Annotated in this window: 17 protein-coding genes, 1 pseudogene and 1 riboswitch; of the genes and pseudogenes, 14 read left to right on the forward strand and 4 right to left on the reverse strand. The window is 37.7% G+C overall.

The window, feature by feature from the left end:
- Positions 1-49 precede the first annotated feature (49 nt).
- Entirely contained in the window at positions 50-1,111 is a 1,062-nt protein-coding gene (locus QNH29_RS08115; protein ID WP_283864308.1) for an ATP-binding protein, read from the forward strand.
- Positions 1,112-1,149: 38 nt separating this feature from the next.
- Here the strand turns inward: QNH29_RS08115 and QNH29_RS08120 are convergent, their stop codons facing one another.
- Positions 1,150-1,932, reverse strand: a complete 783-nt coding sequence (locus QNH29_RS08120) for a carbon-nitrogen family hydrolase (RefSeq protein WP_283864309.1) — start codon at positions 1,930-1,932, stop codon at positions 1,150-1,152.
- Between the two features lie 115 nt (positions 1,933-2,047).
- On the opposite strand from QNH29_RS08120, the gene QNH29_RS08125 reads away from it, so the two are divergent.
- From QNH29_RS08125 to QNH29_RS08150, 6 genes are all read left to right on the forward strand, one after another.
- On the forward strand, positions 2,048-3,226 hold the full coding sequence (locus tag QNH29_RS08125) for a pyridoxal phosphate-dependent aminotransferase (protein ID WP_283865556.1): 1,179 nt from the start codon (positions 2,048-2,050) through the stop codon (positions 3,224-3,226).
- A gap of 77 nt (positions 3,227-3,303) precedes the next feature.
- Positions 3,304-3,412: riboswitch (SAM riboswitch) on the forward strand.
- A gap of 47 nt (positions 3,413-3,459) precedes the next feature.
- Entirely contained in the window at positions 3,460-4,689 is a 1,230-nt protein-coding gene (gene mtnW / locus QNH29_RS08130; protein ID WP_283864310.1) for a 2,3-diketo-5-methylthiopentyl-1-phosphate enolase, read from the forward strand.
- Positions 4,690-5,397, forward strand: a complete 708-nt coding sequence (locus tag QNH29_RS08135; protein WP_283864311.1) for a 2-hydroxy-3-keto-5-methylthiopentenyl-1-phosphate phosphatase — start codon at positions 4,690-4,692, stop codon at positions 5,395-5,397.
- Positions 5,354-5,983 carry a methylthioribulose 1-phosphate dehydratase gene (locus QNH29_RS08140; protein ID WP_283864312.1) on the forward strand — a complete coding sequence of 210 codons (630 nt, stop codon included), beginning with the start codon at positions 5,354-5,356 and terminating at the stop codon, positions 5,981-5,983. Before QNH29_RS08135 ends, QNH29_RS08140 begins: the two co-directional genes overlap by 44 nt.
- A 26-nt stretch (positions 5,984-6,009) precedes the next feature.
- Positions 6,010-6,543, forward strand: coding sequence for a 1,2-dihydroxy-3-keto-5-methylthiopentene dioxygenase (locus QNH29_RS08145; protein ID WP_283864313.1), 534 nt, complete (start codon positions 6,010-6,012; stop codon positions 6,541-6,543).
- Positions 6,544-6,807: 264 nt separating this feature from the next.
- Positions 6,808-7,044: an aspartyl-phosphate phosphatase Spo0E family protein gene (locus tag QNH29_RS08150; protein WP_283864314.1), complete on the forward strand. Its 237-nt coding sequence runs from the start codon at positions 6,808-6,810 to the stop codon at positions 7,042-7,044.
- Here the strand turns inward: QNH29_RS08150 and QNH29_RS08155 are convergent.
- Positions 7,008-7,440 (reverse strand): annotated as a pseudogene (locus QNH29_RS08155) (ZIP family metal transporter); the annotation flags it as partial. The gene QNH29_RS08150 and the pseudogene QNH29_RS08155 overlap by 37 nt on opposite strands.
- Positions 7,441-7,795: 355 nt before the next feature.
- Between QNH29_RS08155 and QNH29_RS08160 the strand changes: the two are divergent.
- Genes QNH29_RS08160 through QNH29_RS08175 form a run of 4 tightly spaced genes read left to right on the forward strand, consistent with a single transcriptional unit; the run spans position 7,796 to position 11,258 of the window.
- On the forward strand, positions 7,796-8,623 hold the full coding sequence (locus QNH29_RS08160; protein ID WP_283864315.1) for an electron transfer flavoprotein subunit beta/FixA family protein: 828 nt from the start codon (positions 7,796-7,798) through the stop codon (positions 8,621-8,623).
- A gap of 31 nt (positions 8,624-8,654) precedes the next feature.
- Positions 8,655-9,695 (forward strand): electron transfer flavoprotein subunit alpha/FixB family protein, encoded by a 1,041-nt coding sequence (locus QNH29_RS08165; RefSeq protein WP_283864316.1) that lies wholly within the window; start codon positions 8,655-8,657, stop codon positions 9,693-9,695.
- Positions 9,679-10,974: an FAD-dependent oxidoreductase gene (locus QNH29_RS08170; protein ID WP_283864317.1), complete on the forward strand. Its 1,296-nt coding sequence runs from the start codon at positions 9,679-9,681 to the stop codon at positions 10,972-10,974. The genes QNH29_RS08165 and QNH29_RS08170 overlap by 17 nt, the downstream gene beginning before the upstream one ends.
- Positions 10,974-11,258, forward strand: coding sequence for a ferredoxin family protein (locus QNH29_RS08175; RefSeq protein WP_283864318.1), 285 nt, complete (start codon positions 10,974-10,976; stop codon positions 11,256-11,258). The genes QNH29_RS08170 and QNH29_RS08175 overlap by 1 nt, the downstream gene beginning before the upstream one ends.
- A gap of 162 nt (positions 11,259-11,420) precedes the next feature.
- Here the strand turns inward: QNH29_RS08175 and QNH29_RS08180 are convergent, their stop codons facing one another.
- Positions 11,421-11,768, reverse strand: coding sequence for a hypothetical protein (locus QNH29_RS08180; RefSeq protein ID WP_283864319.1), 348 nt, complete (start codon positions 11,766-11,768; stop codon positions 11,421-11,423).
- A 203-nt stretch (positions 11,769-11,971) separates the two neighbouring features.
- Between QNH29_RS08180 and QNH29_RS08185 the strand changes: the two genes are divergently transcribed.
- Positions 11,972-12,484, forward strand: a complete 513-nt coding sequence (locus QNH29_RS08185) for a hemerythrin domain-containing protein (protein WP_283864320.1) — start codon at positions 11,972-11,974, stop codon at positions 12,482-12,484.
- Between the two features lie 34 nt (positions 12,485-12,518).
- On the opposite strand, the gene QNH29_RS08190 is transcribed toward QNH29_RS08185, so the two are convergent.
- On the reverse strand, positions 12,519-13,757 hold the full coding sequence (locus QNH29_RS08190; RefSeq protein WP_481858784.1) for an MFS transporter: 1,239 nt from the start codon (positions 13,755-13,757) through the stop codon (positions 12,519-12,521).
- A gap of 288 nt (positions 13,758-14,045) precedes the next feature.
- On the opposite strand from QNH29_RS08190, the gene QNH29_RS08195 reads away from it, so the two are divergent.
- The gene (locus QNH29_RS08195; RefSeq protein WP_283864321.1) at positions 14,046-14,486 is read left to right on the forward strand and encodes a MarR family winged helix-turn-helix transcriptional regulator; all 441 of its coding nucleotides are present in this window, start codon (positions 14,046-14,048) and stop codon (positions 14,484-14,486) included.
- 97 nt (positions 14,487-14,583) lie between these two features.
- On the forward strand, positions 14,584-16,278 hold the full coding sequence (locus tag QNH29_RS08200; protein ID WP_283864322.1) for a M3 family oligoendopeptidase: 1,695 nt from the start codon (positions 14,584-14,586) through the stop codon (positions 16,276-16,278).
- The last annotated feature ends 37 nt before the right edge of the window (positions 16,279-16,315 follow it).

Raw genomic sequence — 16,315 nt, forward strand, 5'->3', positions numbered from 1 at the left:
TAGGATAAATAAAATTACCTTAATTTGGTTTCATGGGGCAGGTGTTTTAATGGAAAAAGAATTGCTTAAAAGCGAACAAAAATTCCGAAGAATATTTGAAGATTCCATGGACGGACTGATTTTATGGAATGACATGTACCAGATTGTCGATACCAATTGTTCTGCATTGAGAATATTTGGACTACCAAAAGATAAATTGGTAGGACGTTCTGTACTAGAATTATTTAGTCACTTAAATGAAAAAAAACAGGAAATAATTAATCATATTGAACAAGTTACAAATAATGGTAAGCAATCTTCATCTATGGTGATTGAAGGAATTGACGGGGGAGTGAGACATTTTGATTACTCCACAAAACGTGGAATTATCGATGGATTGAATCTCACTGTTATTATTGATGTAACAGAAAAGGCCCAAATGCAGGAACAGTTAAGAAAATCAGACCGGCTAAACCTAATTGGTGAACTTGCTGCAGGAATTGCACATGAAATTAGAAATCCAATGACTGCTTTGAAAGGGTTTATTCAATTACTTGAGCCAAGTATAAAAGCCGAACACTCAATGTATTATGAAGTCATTACCTCAGAGTTAGCGAGAATTGACTCTATTATTAATGAATTCTTAATTCTAGCAAAACCTCAAGAAACCAAATACCTAGATAAAGACATTTGTCAAATAATGAGAGAAACCATTGATTTATTAAGTGCACAAGCAGTGCTGTACAATGTTCAATTCTATACTCATTATGAAGAGCAATTACCGCATGTTTATTGTGAACCCAACCAATTAAAAAAGGTCTTTATCAATCTAATAAAAAACGCAATTGAAGTTATGCCGAATGGCGGAGAAATTACAATTGCGATCAATTCCATCAAGGACCAATTTATACAGATATCCATTCGTGATGAAGGAATGGGAATTCCCGTGGATAAAATAAAAAAACTTGGAGAACCGTTTTATACTACAAAAGAAAAAGGCACGGGGCTTGGATTGATGGTAAGTTACCGAATTATTGAGGAACACAATGGGAGTATAGAAGTAGATAGTGAAGAGGGAATAGGAACTTTATTTAAGATTAAGATACCATTGAAACCTTTTATTAAAGTATAAAAAAACCACTGCCGCATCAGGGGAAGTGGTTTTTTGGTTTAGTATAAATCTGGCCTTCTATCTTCGAAAATTGGGATTTGCCTTCGAATATCTTTTACAAGGTCTAACTCGATTACTGCAGTTAGTATTTCCTCGCTTGGGCCTGCTTCAGCAATTACCTCTCCCCATGGGTCAATAATCATGGAGTGACCGGCAAATTTATTATTTGGATCAGAACCGGCTCTGTTGCAAGCAATGACAAAACATTGGTTTTCAATCGCTCTTGCAATCAGCAAGGATCTCCAGTGTGCTAAGCGGGGAGCTGGCCATTCTGCAACAACGAATAATGCTTCTGTTCCGGCAGCGGTATGTGCACGAATCCATTCTGGGAAACGTATATCATAGCAAATAACCCCGCCAAAATTTAGATTATCTAATTTAAATAACCCTTTCTCCTCACCAGCCTCTAGGTAAAGATGTTCATCCATTAATTTAAAAAGATGTAGTTTGTTATATTTGTGAACAAGCTCACCTTCATTACTGATGATAAGGAGGGTATTTTTAACTCCTTGATCCCCGCGGTTTGCCACCGAACCTCCAACAAAATGAACTTGATATTTTTTCGCTGCTTTCTTTAAAAAATCAATGGTTTTTTCTGCATTCCTGTCTGCAATCTTGTCAAGTCGTGTCAAATCATACCCTGTTGTCCATAACTCCGGTAACACAATAATATCAGGATTGTCTTTCATTGCATTTTCGATAAGTTTTTCGGCGTGTTGATAGTTTTTATTTGGATCTCCAAAGGCAATATCCATTTGCAAACAAGTTATTTTAAATTTCACTCAACTTCACCTCGTTTGAAATTTCGGAATTTTTTCTTTACAAGCTGTCTTAAAAGTTATATCATTTGTGACTAGAATTCAACAATAAAATTTATACATTAAAGCAGGTGATATGATGAAAAAATTTCCAACATCTGAACTTTTAAACAATCTTCCGAAACAGTTTTTTGCCTCTTTAGTAAAAAAGGTAGGGAAATACATTGAAGCAGGTTATGATGTAATTAATTTAGGACAGGGTAATCCTGATCAGGCTACCCCCAGCCATATCGTAAAAAAAATGCAGGAAGCAGCTGCAAATCCTGCAAATCATAGGTATTCTCCGTTTCAGGGACATCGTTATTTAAAGCAGGCAGCTGCAGATTTTTACAAAAGAGAATATGGGGTAACCATTGATCCGGATAAGGAAGTAGCCATTTTGTTTGGAGGCAAAGCAGGATTGGTAGAGATTCCGCAATGCCTATTAAATCCTGGTGATATAATGCTTGTTCCTGATCCAGGTTATCCCGATTACTTATCTGGGGTAGCGTTGGCAAAGGCAGAAATGGTAACAATGCCGTTACGAGAAACGAATCATTTTCTGCCAGATTATAATGAATTATCTTCTGAGGTGATTGAAAAAGCCAAATTAATGTTCCTTAATTATCCAAACAATCCAACAGGGGCTGCTGCAACGAAGGGGTTTTTTGAAGAAACGGTCAAACTTGCAAGCCTTAATGATATATGCGTGGTTCACGATTTTGCCTATGGTGCAATAGGATTTGATGGAGAAAAGCCCGTGAGCTTTTTACAAATTGATGGGGCAAAAGAAGTAGGGATTGAAATCTATACTCTCTCGAAAACCTACAATATGGCAGGGTGGCGTGTAGGATTCGCTGTAGGCAATAGCAGTGTTATATCAGCGATTGAGCTTATACAAGACCATCTGTATTGCAGCTTATTTGGCGGCATTCAGGAAGCGGCAGCGGAAGCATTATCCGGTCCGCAGGATTGTGTTCAAGAATTGAATAATCTCTATGAGCGTAGAAGAAATGTTTTAATTAATGGTCTTCGTTCACTTGGCTGGAATGTTACGGCGCCAAAGGGATCATTTTTTGCTTGGCTAAAGGTTCCTGAAGGGCTTACGTCTACTGAATTTGCTGATATGCTGCTGGAGAAGGCACATATTGCCGTGGCACCTGGGATTGCATTTGGAGAATTAGGTGAAGGTTATGTCCGGGTAGGTTTGCTTACAAGTGAGGAACGTTTAGGAGAAGCCGTTAGAAGAATTAGTGAGTTACAAATTTTCAAAAAATAGATTGACAAAAAATAGGATTCTTGGGATAATGCAAAATATAGTTTACCAACATGATAATAGTAAATAATACGATCGTTTTCTTATCAAGAGCAGGCGGAGGGAAAAGCCCTATGAAGCCCGGCAACCGACTTAACACTTATGTTAGGCACGGTGCTAAATCTTGCAGCACAAGCTGAAAGATGAGAAGATGTTAGTTTGCGACGCTAACCTCTTCTTTTTGGAAGAGGTTTTTTATGTTTTTTGAGAAAGGAAGAGTAAAATTGACAGAATTAATAGCCACATACCTAGTTCATGGTGAAAAAAATCTTGAAAAAAAAGCTGAGGAAATAGCTTTAGGTTTGACTGTCGGTTCATGGACGAACTTACCTGAACTAGAACAGAGTCAATTACGCAAGCATAAGGGCAAGGTAGTATCGACTGAGGGTTTAAATGAGGATCAGTCGATAATCCGTATCGCATATCCAACAATTAATTTTTCTAATGATATTCCTGCAATTCTAACTACCGTTTTTGGAAAACTTTCATTAGATGGAAAAATAAAATTAATCGATTTACAGTTTGAGAATGAATTAAAAAGTAAATTCCCTGGCCCCAGATTTGGGATTGAGGGGTTACGAGAAAAGCTTGGGGTTTTTAATCGTCCCCTGTTAATGAGCATTTTTAAAGGAGTTTTAGGGAAGGATATTCGTTTCCTGACAGAGCAGTTAAAGCAGCAGGCTCTTGGCGGTGTTGATTTTGTAAAGGATGACGAAATTCTTTTTGAAAATGATCTGACTCCGTTTGAAAAAAGAATATCAGAAGGCAAAAAAGTTTTACAGGAAGTATTTGAACAAACTGGACATCGCACTTTGTATGCGGTAAATCTAACAGGAAGAACATCACAGTTGAGGGACAGAGCACGGAAAGCAAAAGAACTTGGTGCAGATATGATACTGTTTAATGTTTTTGCCTATGGATTGGACGTTCTGCAGGAGCTGCGCGAGGATGATCAAATTGGATTGCCATTAATGGCTCATCCTGCTGTAAGCGGGGCATTAACATCATCTTCTCATTATGGTCTCTCTCATTCCTTGTTATTAGGGAAGCTGCTCAGACTTGCTGGTGCCGATTTGTCATTATTTCCATCACCATATGGAACAGTGGCATTAGAGAAATCCTCTGCCATTTCTATAGCAGAGGAATTAATCAAAACGGACACTATAAAGCGGTCGTTTCCTGTCCCTTCAGCAGGAATACATCCAGGTTTAGTGCCATTGTTGATTCGTGATTTCGGAATTGAATCTGTCATTAATGCTGGGGGCGGCGTTCATGGTCATCCAAATGGTGCCCGCGGCGGCGGACTTGCATTCCGCCAAGCAATTGAAGTAAATCTGCAAGGTAAGACCCTAGCTGAAGGTGCCGAGCAATACCCAGAGCTTAAGATTGCATTACAGTTATGGGGAAATGCAGAGGGGACAGTATAAATGAGGTCCGTCATCTACTGCGATTTTGATGGTACGATTACCGAAAGTGACAACATTATTGCTATCATGAAAGAATTTGCTCCGCCTAATTGGGAAGATATTAAAGACCAAATTTTGTCACAAGAGATTTCCATTCGTGAGGGTGTAGGAAAATTATTTTCGGAATTACCGAGCAGCCAAAAAAATGAAATCACAAAGTTTGCAATAGAAAATGCCAGGATTCGTGAAGGGTTTGCTGAGTTCGTAGAGTTTGCTAAAAGTGAAAATATTCCACTTTATATTGTCAGCGGGGGAATTGATTTCTTTGTGTATCCAATACTTGAGAAATTCGGTCCATTTGAAGGGATTTATTGTAACCATAGCGACTTTTCAGGGGATCACATAAAAATACTTTGGCCGCATACCTGTGATTCTTTATGTGAAAATGAATGCGGCTGCTGTAAACCTACTATTATACGTAAGTTAAATGCAGATGAAGATACCTTTACAATCGTAATCGGTGACTCCGTAACCGATCTTGAGGCAGCTAAACAAGCAACATTTGTGTTGGCAAGAGATTTACTGGAGAAAAAATGTATTGAATGGGGTTTAAATCATAAAGGATTTAACACCTTTTATGATTGTATAAATGCAATTAAAAATCAGATTGAGGTGAGAGGACATCATGTTAAAGGAAAAATGGCTGGAGTTAGCGGATATAAAGGATGAACTAGCTGAGCGTGATTGGTTTATGGGAACAAGCGGTAACCTTGCTATTAAGGTAAGTGATCATCCTCTGCAATTTCTGGTGACGGCGAGTGGTAAGGATAAACGTAAACGTACAGAAGAGGACTTTTTGCTAGTAGACGAATATGGGCATGCAGTAGAAGAAACTCACTTAAAGCCTTCTGCAGAAACGCTGCTTCACGTCGAAATTTACCGAAAAACTAAAGCAGGCTGCAGTCTCCATGTTCACACTATTGATAATAATGTGATTTCAGAAGTTTATGGAAACCAGGGTGAGGTAACCTTTAAAGGGCAGGAGCTAATTAAGGCTTTCAACAAATGGGAAGAAGACGCAGAACTGACGATTCCAATTATTGAAAACTATGCTCATATTCCAACACTTGCCCAGGCTTTTTCTGAGCATATTCAAGAGGATTCAGGTGCTGTATTAATCCGTAATCACGGAATTACTGTATGGGGAAGAAATGCATTTGAGGCAAAAAAAATTCTTGAGGCATCTGAGTTTTTATTTAAATATCAATTACGTTTATTAGAACATAAAACATATCAATTGTTTAAAGTTGTTTAAATAATTAGGGAGAGGGAGATTTGATTATGGCATATATTACATTTCAAAATAGAGAAGACAAGATTCAAAACCATGCAGAAGTAGCAAGCTTTCTAGCATCACAAGAGGTCATCTATGAAAATTGGGATATTTCTAAACTTCCAGACAAACTAGTTGAAAAATATCTTTTAAGCGATGAAGAAAAAAATGAAATTCTAAATGTTTTTTCACTTGAGATTTCAGATATTTCTGCTAGAAGAGGATACAAAGCGCAAGATATCATTTCTTTATCTGATAATACTCCAAATCTAGACACCTTGCTGACGAACTTCAAAAATGAGCATCATCATACGGATGATGAAGTTCGTTTTATCGTAAGTGGTCATGGAGTATTTGTAATTCAAGGAAAAGACGGCGAGTTTTTTGAAGTTCATCTTAATCCAGGAGATTTAATTTCAGTTCCAGAAAACACAAGACATTATTTTACATTAGAAGAAGACCGTAAAGTAGTTGCTATTCGTATTTTCGTAACTACAGAGGGATGGGTGCCAATTTACGAAAAAGAAGAAATTCATCAATAATTTACATCAACTGGCTGCTGAAGAGCCAGTTTTTTTTGTTGTTTTAGTAAATTTGTTTACTAAAACATTACCAAGTGTAGCATGAAAATTGTCGTAAAAACACAGTGAAGCCTATGAATATTGTCGAAAATTGCAATAAAATGCTTGTTTTGTCTACTTTTGCGAAAGTATTTACTTTTTACTAAAATCTTGTCATAATTCATCAAGTAATCAATTTTTTAACAGTTTAGTGTAAAAGAGTAAGGAGTAGGTGAGAGATTGGAAATGGAAAGTAATAACCCTTCTGAGATGCTTAAAGCAATTAAAGTGAAACGTGCGATGATGATAAATTGTGCAAATAAAAAAGGATTTACTAGTGATGAGACGATAAAATACAGCCAGGAATTAGATGTACTTATAAATGAGTATCAGAAAGCTTCCCAGCAATTTTCCCAGCCAAACGAAGAAGTGAAATTTGCCTTTAATCAAATGATTATGATTTGGCCAAAAGTATTTGTATAAGCTTTACATTTGTACTTAAAAATGTCTATTAAAAAAACCATTACTGAGAGACCAGTAATAAATGCATAAGTTGAAACTCGTTCATTGCCATCTCCGTGGCTTTCTGGGATTAACCCTTTATATATGATAAACAACATCGCTCCAGCCTCAAAAGAAAGACCATAGGGGACAAGCCCTTCTACAAACGAGGTTAAATAATAACCAATAATAGATGTGACAATTTCAATTGTACCCATTAGAATTGCCAGTAAAAAGGCCTTGAATTTGCTTATTTGTTGATTGATTTAACAACAGTGCAACAAGAAGGCCTTCTGGTGCATTTTGAAACCCAATCGCAAGTGCGATCAAATTCCCCGTATCCTCTGTTTACGAAGCATAGCTGACACCAGCGGACAATGCAGTCATCATGATCCCAGCCTCAAAACCTTTCACAATTAAAAATAGTTCCAAATAAAATAAACTACATATTTAGACAGAAACTGTGATTTTTATCATTGTTTATATCTGAATATTTCTTATAGTTAAATTAGTGCTATTTTTACTATTATTCACCTAACAAAAAACTGCCTATCTTACACTACTAGATTTTACCTCAAATGTTAAATTTATCAATTTAAAAAAAGAAATCTATTATTGTTTGGTACTATGCTTGTGTTGCGATACATATATCGTAATATGGCATTTTTTATAACCAAGGAAGGCAAACGCTTTCAAAACAAACATAGCAAAAACGGGGGAGGGAAAGTACTACATGCACATTGTCGTATGTGTAAAACAAGTACCAGATACAAAAATCATTAAAATCAATCCCAAAACAAACACACTCGACCGACGAAGCGCACCAGCCATTTTAAATCCTTATGATGCTCATGCTGTACAAGAAGCTGTAAGCATTCGTGAAAAGAATGGCGGTACGATTTCAGTTTTGTCGATGGGACCGCCGCAAGCAACAGCTGTTATTAAAAAAAGTATTGAGATAGGTGCTGACCGGGGATATTTGATTACCGACCGTGCCTTTGCAGGGGCTGATACACTTGCAACCAGCTATGCCTTATTTAAAGCTTTAGAAAAAATCAACAAGGAAATTCCAATTGATATGATTATTTGCGGCAAGCATGCCATTGATGGAGACACTGGTCAGGTAGGACCTGGTATTGCCAGAAGACTGGATATTCCACCGGTAACCAATGTTATTGAGGTCTCTGAAGTTAACTTAGAAGAAAAAACTGTATTAATCAAAAGAAAACTATCCAGCGGGTATGAATTAATTCAAGCAGAAATGCCATGTCTGCTGACTGTTGAAAAAGAAATTAACCAGATTGAATACTCGCCCATGCCAAATATGATTAAAGCTGCTAGATATGAACCAATAATATGGGCTGTTAGTGATCTTGAAAATGTGGATCGTGTACAGCTCGGATTAAAAGGTTCCCCCACAATTGTTGGTAAAATGTTTACTCCTCCACGTCCTGAAGGCGGGAAAAAAATTGAAGGCTCCCCTGATGAGCAAGTTCAACAACTTATGGATATCTTACTGGAGCAAAAAGACGTTTTAACATTACAGCCATCTAAACAATAAAGATTACTCTATGATGCAAGGAGGGGTTTACATGAATTTTGATGATTACCGCGGCGTTTGGGTATTTATTGAACAAAATGGCGGTAAAATTGAAGGAGTTTCACTTGAATTGCTTGGTGCAGGCAGAAAGCTTGCTGATAAATTACAAGTGCCATTGGCCGGATTTTTACTGGGGAGTGGAATAAAACCATTGGCGAACCAAGTAATAGCTTATGGTGCAGATGAAGTATATCTGGTTGACCATCCGGTTTTGAAAGATTATCGGACAGAATCCTATATGAAGGGTGTCATGCAGCTTGTTCCAAAATACAAGCCCGAGATTATTCTTTATGGAGCAACGCCAAATGGCAAAGATTTAGCGAGTGCTGTAGCAACTGATTTAGTTACAGGTCTGACAGCTGATACAACCATGCTTGATGTTGACGTAGCTAACCGTTTGCTTGAAGCTAGTCGTCCTGCATTTGGCGGTAATATAATGGCAACAATTCTCTGTAAAAAGCACCGTCCGCAAATGGCAACTGTAAGACCTAAGGTAATGAAGGCCCTTGAACCAGATACAGGACGAACAGGTAAAATAATAGAAGAAAGCATAACGCTGAGAGAAGAAGATATGCGTACCAAAGTGCTGCAAATTGTGAATGACGTAACAAAAAAGGCAAATTTAGCCGACGCACACGTTATTGTCTGTGGCGGGAAAGGCATGGGCGATGCACAAAACTTTCAAATCCTTTATGAATTAGCGGATACGATTGGAGCCACTGTCGGCGGAACAAGAGATGTAGTTGAAGCAGGGTGGTTACCTCATGAATTGCAAATAGGTCAGACTGGCGAAACCGTAACACCAAAAATCTATTTTGCGGTTGCCCTATCCGGAGCTATCCAACATGTAGTAGGTATGAAAAATTCAGACTTAATCATCGCTATTAATAAGGATCCAAATGCACCGATATTTGATGTAGCCACTTACGGAATTGTAGGAGACGCATTGGAAATTGTCCCTAAATTAATACAACAATTTAAACAGCTGAGAACTGAAAAAGGCGGTGAAATGAGCTATGCCAGAAAAATTTGATGTTATTATTGTTGGGGCAGGACCAGCAGGTACTTCTTGTGCGCTTGTTTGTGCCCAAAATGGCTTAAACGTGCTGCTTATTGAAAGGGGAGAATATCCGGGAAGCAAAAACGTAATGGGCGGTGTGTTGTATCGGAAGCAAATGGAAGAGTTAATTCCAGAGTTTTGGAAAGAGGCTCCGCTTGAAAGACCCGTTATCGAGCAGCGTTTTTGGATGATGGATAAGGAGTCAGTGGTTCAATTTGGTTACAAAGGTCTCGAATGGGGAGTAGAGCCGTATAATAACTTTACGGTATTGCGAGCGCAATTTGATCAGTGGTTTGCAAAAAAAGCAGTTGAAGCAGGTGCACTGTTAATCAATGAGACAGTTGTAACAGAATGTATTGTTGAAAACGGTAAGGTTATTGGTGTCCGTACTGACCGTCCAAACGGAGAAGTCTATGCTGATGTTGTTGTCCTGGCAGATGGGGTAAATTCCCTGCTTTCAAAGCAGTTAGGCTTCCATAAAGAATTCCGGCCAGATGAGGTTGCATTAACGGTTATGGAAGTTATTAATTTACCAAAAGAAAAAATTAATGACCGATTTAACTTAGAAGATAATCAGGGCTGTACAATTGAAATTTTTGGTGATTCAACAAAAGGGAATCTTGGGACAGCATTTTTATATACCAATAAGGATAGTTTGAATATCGGGGTGGGAACCACTCTATCAAGTATGATCAAATCAAAAATGAAGCCTTATGATCTCTTAGACTATCTAAAAACACATCCAATGGTTAAGCCAATGCTCGCAGGCGGAGAATCAGCAGAGTATCTTGCCCATCTCATTCCAGAGGGAGGATATCGCTCAGTACCAAAGGTAGCAGGAAACGGTGTAGTGGTAGTCGGTGACGCCGCACAGCTTGTAAACGCAATCCATCGTGAAGGTTCGAACATGGCAATGCACTCCGGCTTACTGGCTGCAGAGACCGTCATTGAGGCGAAATACCGCGGGGACTTCTCCGAGTCTAGTTTAAATCTTTACCGACAAAAGTTATATGATAGCTTCATAATCAAAGATTTGGAGAAGTACAAAGATGCTACACACACATTTGAAAATAATCCACAATATTTTAAAGAATATGTTCCGATGATGAACAAGGCTATGAGCAAATTCTTTACAGTAGATGGAACACCAAAACGTGATAAGCAGAAAGAAATTATGAAAAGTATAACGGCTGAAAAAGGGACGTTTAAGGTTATACAAGATATTTATCGTGCTTGGAAGGCGGTGAAATAATGTCAACTAAGAATATCGAAGAAAAACAGTACCTTCTTCGTTTTAAAGCTGATACGAAATCCCATCTAACTGTTATGGACCATGATATCTGTATGACAAAATGCCCTGATAAAATTTGCACAATCTTCTGCCCTGCTGAAGTATACAAATGGGAAGGATTAAGGATGCAGGTTGGATATGAGGGCTGCCACGAATGCGGCAGCTGCAGGATTGGCTGCCCGTACCAAAATATTAAGTGGGAATACCCAAAAGGCGGACATGGTATTGTGTTTCGACTAGCATAATTTTAAAGGTGCTGCTTGCAAAGGCGAGCAGCACCTATTTTTTAACTTGCAATATTTTGCAGGTCTTCCTTATTAGTATGTAGTTGAATTTCACTATTTGTGGTTTTTTTCACAAGTAAGGTCAAAAAGAAGGTGAAGCTGAAGGGGAGTAATTTTTGAAGATTAACTAATTTTCTCTTGTAGGCTGATGGCAGTAAGTTGATCCAGTTTACCTGACGTAACTAATGAGCATGCCAGCTCATGCGCACTATCTATAGATACCATGATTGGAGAACAATAAAAAGGTCTCTTCCAATTAAAATCACCCTCAACATTTGACGGATAGATACTTACTTTCCAATGAAAGTATATATTTGACTGTGGGAGCTGTTCTCCTTCAACTGCAATCAGCCAATGGGTCGAAGGTGAATCACAATCATAAGTTCCATATTCCTTTAGTGCGAGTAAGTCATTATAACCAATGGGAATCAATGCCTTTTGATAAAAATCATGATAATTAGGTGTTTTCACGATTATAGCCCTCCCTTTTACGTTCTAACTATATTATATGATAGTTTTTTAGCTTTTTTGAGTACAAATGTTAAAATTTTTTGAAAATTTTAGATTTTTTATTAGTAATCTAAATTCTTGGTTATTGTGTGATGGGTGTCACAACGTTAATTGAAGGCAGCCCTTATACTAAAGATAAGATTTTTTAGATGAGGTGTTTGCAGATGAGCGGCTGTATAAGTAATTTTGGAGGGACATCCCCGGTAGAACTCAGTAAAGGACTTCGTCAATTGAAGTCGGAGCATCCTCCGTTATTAGCACAATTAGAGGGGTTATTCAATTTAACTTCTCAAATTCAAGAAAATTCTAATATAGAAAATATATTCGAGGAATTGATTATTAAGGTTAATGAATTTAAGGCCGCACTTGATCCTCACTCTAAACGAGAAGAGGGAGTTTTATTTCCGATGATGGGTGTATATATCGGCACAACATCTGGACCTATTGCAGTTATGGAATATGAACATGATCAAGCTAAGTCAAAAATTCACGAGTTCTTGGAGAAAGCCGATAGCAGTATTACAGAGCAAGAAAAGAAAATCTTAAGTGACTTGGTAAAGGACGCGTACTTTATCTTAACAGAGCATTTCGCAAAAGAAGAAAATGTCCTCTTCCCTATGGCAGAGCGTATGCTTTCAGATGATGAAAAAGAAGAATTATACAAAAGAATTCAATAAATTAATTAAGGATGGGCAACATGCCCATCCTTTTCTAAACCTCTTGATTCCATTCTCTCACCATTTGATCACTTGGCAGGAAGAAGGCCAATAACCCCAGCAATGGAAGAAACCCAATGGAAGAAACCATGGCTGACATACTAAATAGATCTGCAATATATCCAAGTCCTACCGAGCCGATAGCCCCCATACCAAAGGCGAGTCCCACAGTTAAACCAGACATTGTTCCAATTTTTCCAGGGACAAGCTCTTGAGCAAAAACCACAGTTACCGAAAAATTGGTCATTATAATAAATCCTGTAAGTGTTAAAAAGATGAATGCAATAGAAGATGGTACAAAAGGAATGAGGATCGAAAATGGTATAGTCAGTAACATTGAAACAGATATCAATTTTTTCTTCCCGAACCGGTCAGACAGCGGACCGCCAAAAAAAGTACCGAACGCACCAGCAATTAAAAAGGCAAATAGGAAAAGCTGTGATTCCTTAATCGTCAGTGAGTATTCCTCAATTGCAAAAAAAGCATAAAAATTAGTCATTCCCGATATATACCAAGACCTTGCAAATATAAGTAAAAGTATTAAAATTAGAGACTGTTTAACCCTTTTTGTTAGACCGGTATTTTTATCTGTTTTTGAATTTTTTTTCTTTATTAATGGTAGATTTTCAACTAATCTCCGTCTATACCAATTAGCGATATAGATTAGTAACAATACTGCCAATGCTGCAACAAGTGAAAACCACGAGGCTCCTTTTTGTCCTAGTGGAACAAGGATTAGCGCGGTAATAAGGGGAGCTAATGCCTGCCCTGTATTGCCGCCTACTTGATATATCGATTGTGCAAGTCCTCTTCTTCTGCCTGCAGCCATAAAGGCTACCCGAGATCCTTCTGGATGAAACACTGCAGATCCAAAGCCAATGAAAATGACCGATAATACAATGAAACCAAATGAAGGGGCAAACGCTAATCCAAGAACACCGCATAATGTAAGTGTAAGACCTATTGGTAAAGCGAAAGGCATTGGTTTTTTATCAGTCACTGCTCCAACTACTGGCTGAAGGACTGACGAAACCATATTTAAGGAAAAGGCAATAATACCAAGCTGAGTGAAGGATAACCCCATTGATTTTTCTAAAATGGGAAACATCGCAGGAACAACCGCTTGTATGGCATCGTTTAGCAGATGGCATAGCCCGATGATAAATAAAATATTAAACATAGTCGTGTCTGACACTTTTGCTGTGTTTGCAGACATGGCAGCTGGTTGGCTCATTTCTACACCTCTTTTTATGAAAATAACAATCTTTTATTATCCTTATCTTACATAAATTCTATAAAAATGAGAAATGGAATATTTCTAAGTTCGGAATATTTAAATATAATTAATGTGAGACTCGGCAGCCTGGCAATTGTAAAAACTAGGTTAAATTGACACCAACCCAAAAGTTTTTTATAATAATCTTGAAGTCGAGATAATAAGAAAAGCGTAGCGCCTAAAAGGCAAAAGCTAATAGGTGCTGGAGCTGGACAGCTCGAGATCTTATAAAAAGGATGATTCTCTATGGAAAATGATTCTGTAACCCAATCACTAAAGCTATATATTGTTCTATCAAGAGCCTATAAAGCGATTAATGAGCATGTTAATAAAGTTATACAAGCTAGTGGATTAAATCCAACGGAATTTGCGGTATTAGAGCTTTTATATCACAAAGGCGATCAGCCTATGCAGCAAATCGGCGGGAAGATATTACTTGCCAGCGGAAGCATTACCTATGTTGTAGATAAGTTAGAACAAAAAGGATTTTTAAAAAGGATTGCATGTCCTAATGATAGGAGAGTTACCTTTGCACAGATTACAGATAAAGGGAAAGAGTTTATTCAAGAAATATTTCCTGAACACGCTCAGCAGATTCATTCACTCATGTCTAGTTTGACAGATTCCGAAAAACAGGAAGCGATTGAATTGTTGAAAAAACTTGGATTACCAGCTGGCAAATTTTAATACGGCAATGGCCGTATTTTTTTTTGCATGAAGGAATATTAATGGTTAGTGTCGAAAGTAATTAGTTGCAAAAGTTTGCTATAAAGGGGTTGTATCAATGAAATTTGAGCAATATACATATACCCGTCCAAACCTTGACGAGGTAAAGGAGAAATTAGAGACTGCAATTCAAAAGTTTACGAATGCATCTTCTTTAGAAGAGCAAAGTGCAGCCATGAACGAAGTAAATGAAATTAGAAATGATATTGGGACGATGTTTAATCTTTGCTATATTCGTCACTCTGTTGACACCAATGATGAGTTTTATAAAGCCGAGCAGGATTATATGGATGAAGTTCAGCCTGAAATTGAGGGGCTTGTTACAAAATATTATCAGGCCCTAGTAACTTCTAAATTTCGGAACGAATTAGAAGTAAAATGGGGTAAGCAATTGTTTGCACTTGCAGAAGGACAATTAAAGACTTTTAAACCTGAAATTGTTCCTTTACTACAAAAGGAAAACCGTTTATCAACAGAGTATACAAAACTAATTGCTTCAGCAAAAATTAATTTTGAAGGGGAAGAAAGAACACTTGCTCAATTAGAGCCTTTCACCCAATCAACAGACAGGGAAACTAGAAAGCTTGCTTCTGAAGCAAAGTTCGGTTTTTTGGCTGAGCATGAAAGTGAGTTTGATCGTATCTATGATGATCTTGTTAAGGTAAGGACTGAAATTGCCCATGCATTAGGTTATAAAAACTTTGTTGAACTCGGCTATTATCGAATGATGAGAACTGATTATAATTCGGAAATGGTTGCAAACTTCCGCCAGCAGGTCAAGGACTTCATTGTTCCAATTGCAACCAAATTAAAAAGAAGACAACAGGACCGTATCGGTGTGGAACAGTTAAAATACTTTGACGAAGGCTTTAACTATAAAACAGGAAATGCTATGCCTAAAGGATCACCAGAATGGATTATTGAAAACGGTCAAAGGATGTATGAAGAATTATCAAAGGAAACAGGAGAGTTCTTTAAATTCATGCAGGATAACAACTTAATGGATCTTGTGGCCAAAAAAGGTAAAGCTGGCGGAGGCTATTGTACCTATATAGAAAACTATAAAGCGCCGTTTATCTTTTCTAACTTCAATGGAACTTCTGGTGATATTGATGTACTGACACATGAAGCAGGCCATGCCTTCCAGGTTTATTCGAGCAGGAATTTTGAAATCCCTGAATATTATTGGCCAACTTATGAAGCTTGTGAGATTCATTCCATGAGTATGGAATTTTTTACTTGGCCATGGATGGATCTTTTCTTTAAGGAAGACAAAGATAAATATAAATTTTCTCATTTAAGTGATGCATTATTATTCCTTCCATACGGAGTATCCGTTGATGAATTCCAACACTGGGTTTATGAAAATTGGGAAGCAACTCCCGAAGAACGGAAGCTGCAATGGCGTAAAATTGAGAAAAAGTATCAGCCGCATAAAGATTATGATGGAAATGCTTATTTAGAGAACGGAGGCTTCTGGCAGCGCCAGGGACATATATTTAACTCACCTTTCTATTATATCGATTATACTTTAGCTCAAATCTGTGCCTTCCAATTCTGGAAACGTTCGAGAGAAAATCTAGAAGAGGCTTGGGCAGACTATGTAAATCTTTGCAAACTTGGGGGAAGCATGTCATTTACAAAGCTTGTTAAAGAAGCTAATCTGATTTCACCGTTTGAGGATGGCTGTGTAGAATCAGTAGTCGGTGAAATTGAAAACTGGTTAAATTCCGTTGAGGATCAAAAATTGTAATAACGAAAGAAAAAAGCGAAGCCTCGTAGCTTCGCTT

The organism is Neobacillus sp. DY30 (assembly GCF_030123065.1).
In the GTDB taxonomy this organism is placed as follows: Bacteria; Bacillota; Bacilli; order Bacillales; family Cytobacillaceae; genus Neobacillus.

Bases quoted from the DNA above. Each gene is read 5' to 3' on its own strand.
- QNH29_RS08115 (WP_283864308.1), top strand. From the start codon at position 50: ATGGAAAAAGAATTGCTTAAAAGCGAACAAAAATTCCGAAGAATATTT.
- QNH29_RS08125 (WP_283865556.1), top strand. From the start codon at position 2,048: ATGAAAAAATTTCCAACATCTGAACTTTTAAACAATCTTCCGAAACAG.
- mtnW (WP_283864310.1), top strand. From the start codon at position 3,460: ATGTTTTTTGAGAAAGGAAGAGTAAAATTGACAGAATTAATAGCCACA.
- QNH29_RS08135 (WP_283864311.1), top strand. From the start codon at position 4,690: ATGAGGTCCGTCATCTACTGCGATTTTGATGGTACGATTACCGAAAGT.
- QNH29_RS08140 (WP_283864312.1), top strand. From the start codon at position 5,354: ATGTTAAAGGAAAAATGGCTGGAGTTAGCGGATATAAAGGATGAACTA.
- QNH29_RS08145 (WP_283864313.1), top strand. From the start codon at position 6,010: ATGGCATATATTACATTTCAAAATAGAGAAGACAAGATTCAAAACCAT.
- QNH29_RS08150 (WP_283864314.1), top strand. From the start codon at position 6,808: ATGGAAAGTAATAACCCTTCTGAGATGCTTAAAGCAATTAAAGTGAAA.
- QNH29_RS08160 (WP_283864315.1), top strand. From the start codon at position 7,796: ATGCACATTGTCGTATGTGTAAAACAAGTACCAGATACAAAAATCATT.
- QNH29_RS08165 (WP_283864316.1), top strand. From the start codon at position 8,655: ATGAATTTTGATGATTACCGCGGCGTTTGGGTATTTATTGAACAAAAT.
- QNH29_RS08170 (WP_283864317.1), top strand. From the start codon at position 9,679: ATGCCAGAAAAATTTGATGTTATTATTGTTGGGGCAGGACCAGCAGGT.
- QNH29_RS08175 (WP_283864318.1), top strand. From the start codon at position 10,974: ATGTCAACTAAGAATATCGAAGAAAAACAGTACCTTCTTCGTTTTAAA.
- QNH29_RS08185 (WP_283864320.1), top strand. From the start codon at position 11,972: ATGAGCGGCTGTATAAGTAATTTTGGAGGGACATCCCCGGTAGAACTC.
- QNH29_RS08190 (WP_481858784.1), bottom strand. From the start codon at position 13,757: ATGAGCCAACCAGCTGCCATGTCTGCAAACACAGCAAAAGTGTCAGAC.
- QNH29_RS08195 (WP_283864321.1), top strand. From the start codon at position 14,046: ATGGAAAATGATTCTGTAACCCAATCACTAAAGCTATATATTGTTCTA.
- QNH29_RS08200 (WP_283864322.1), top strand. From the start codon at position 14,584: ATGAAATTTGAGCAATATACATATACCCGTCCAAACCTTGACGAGGTA.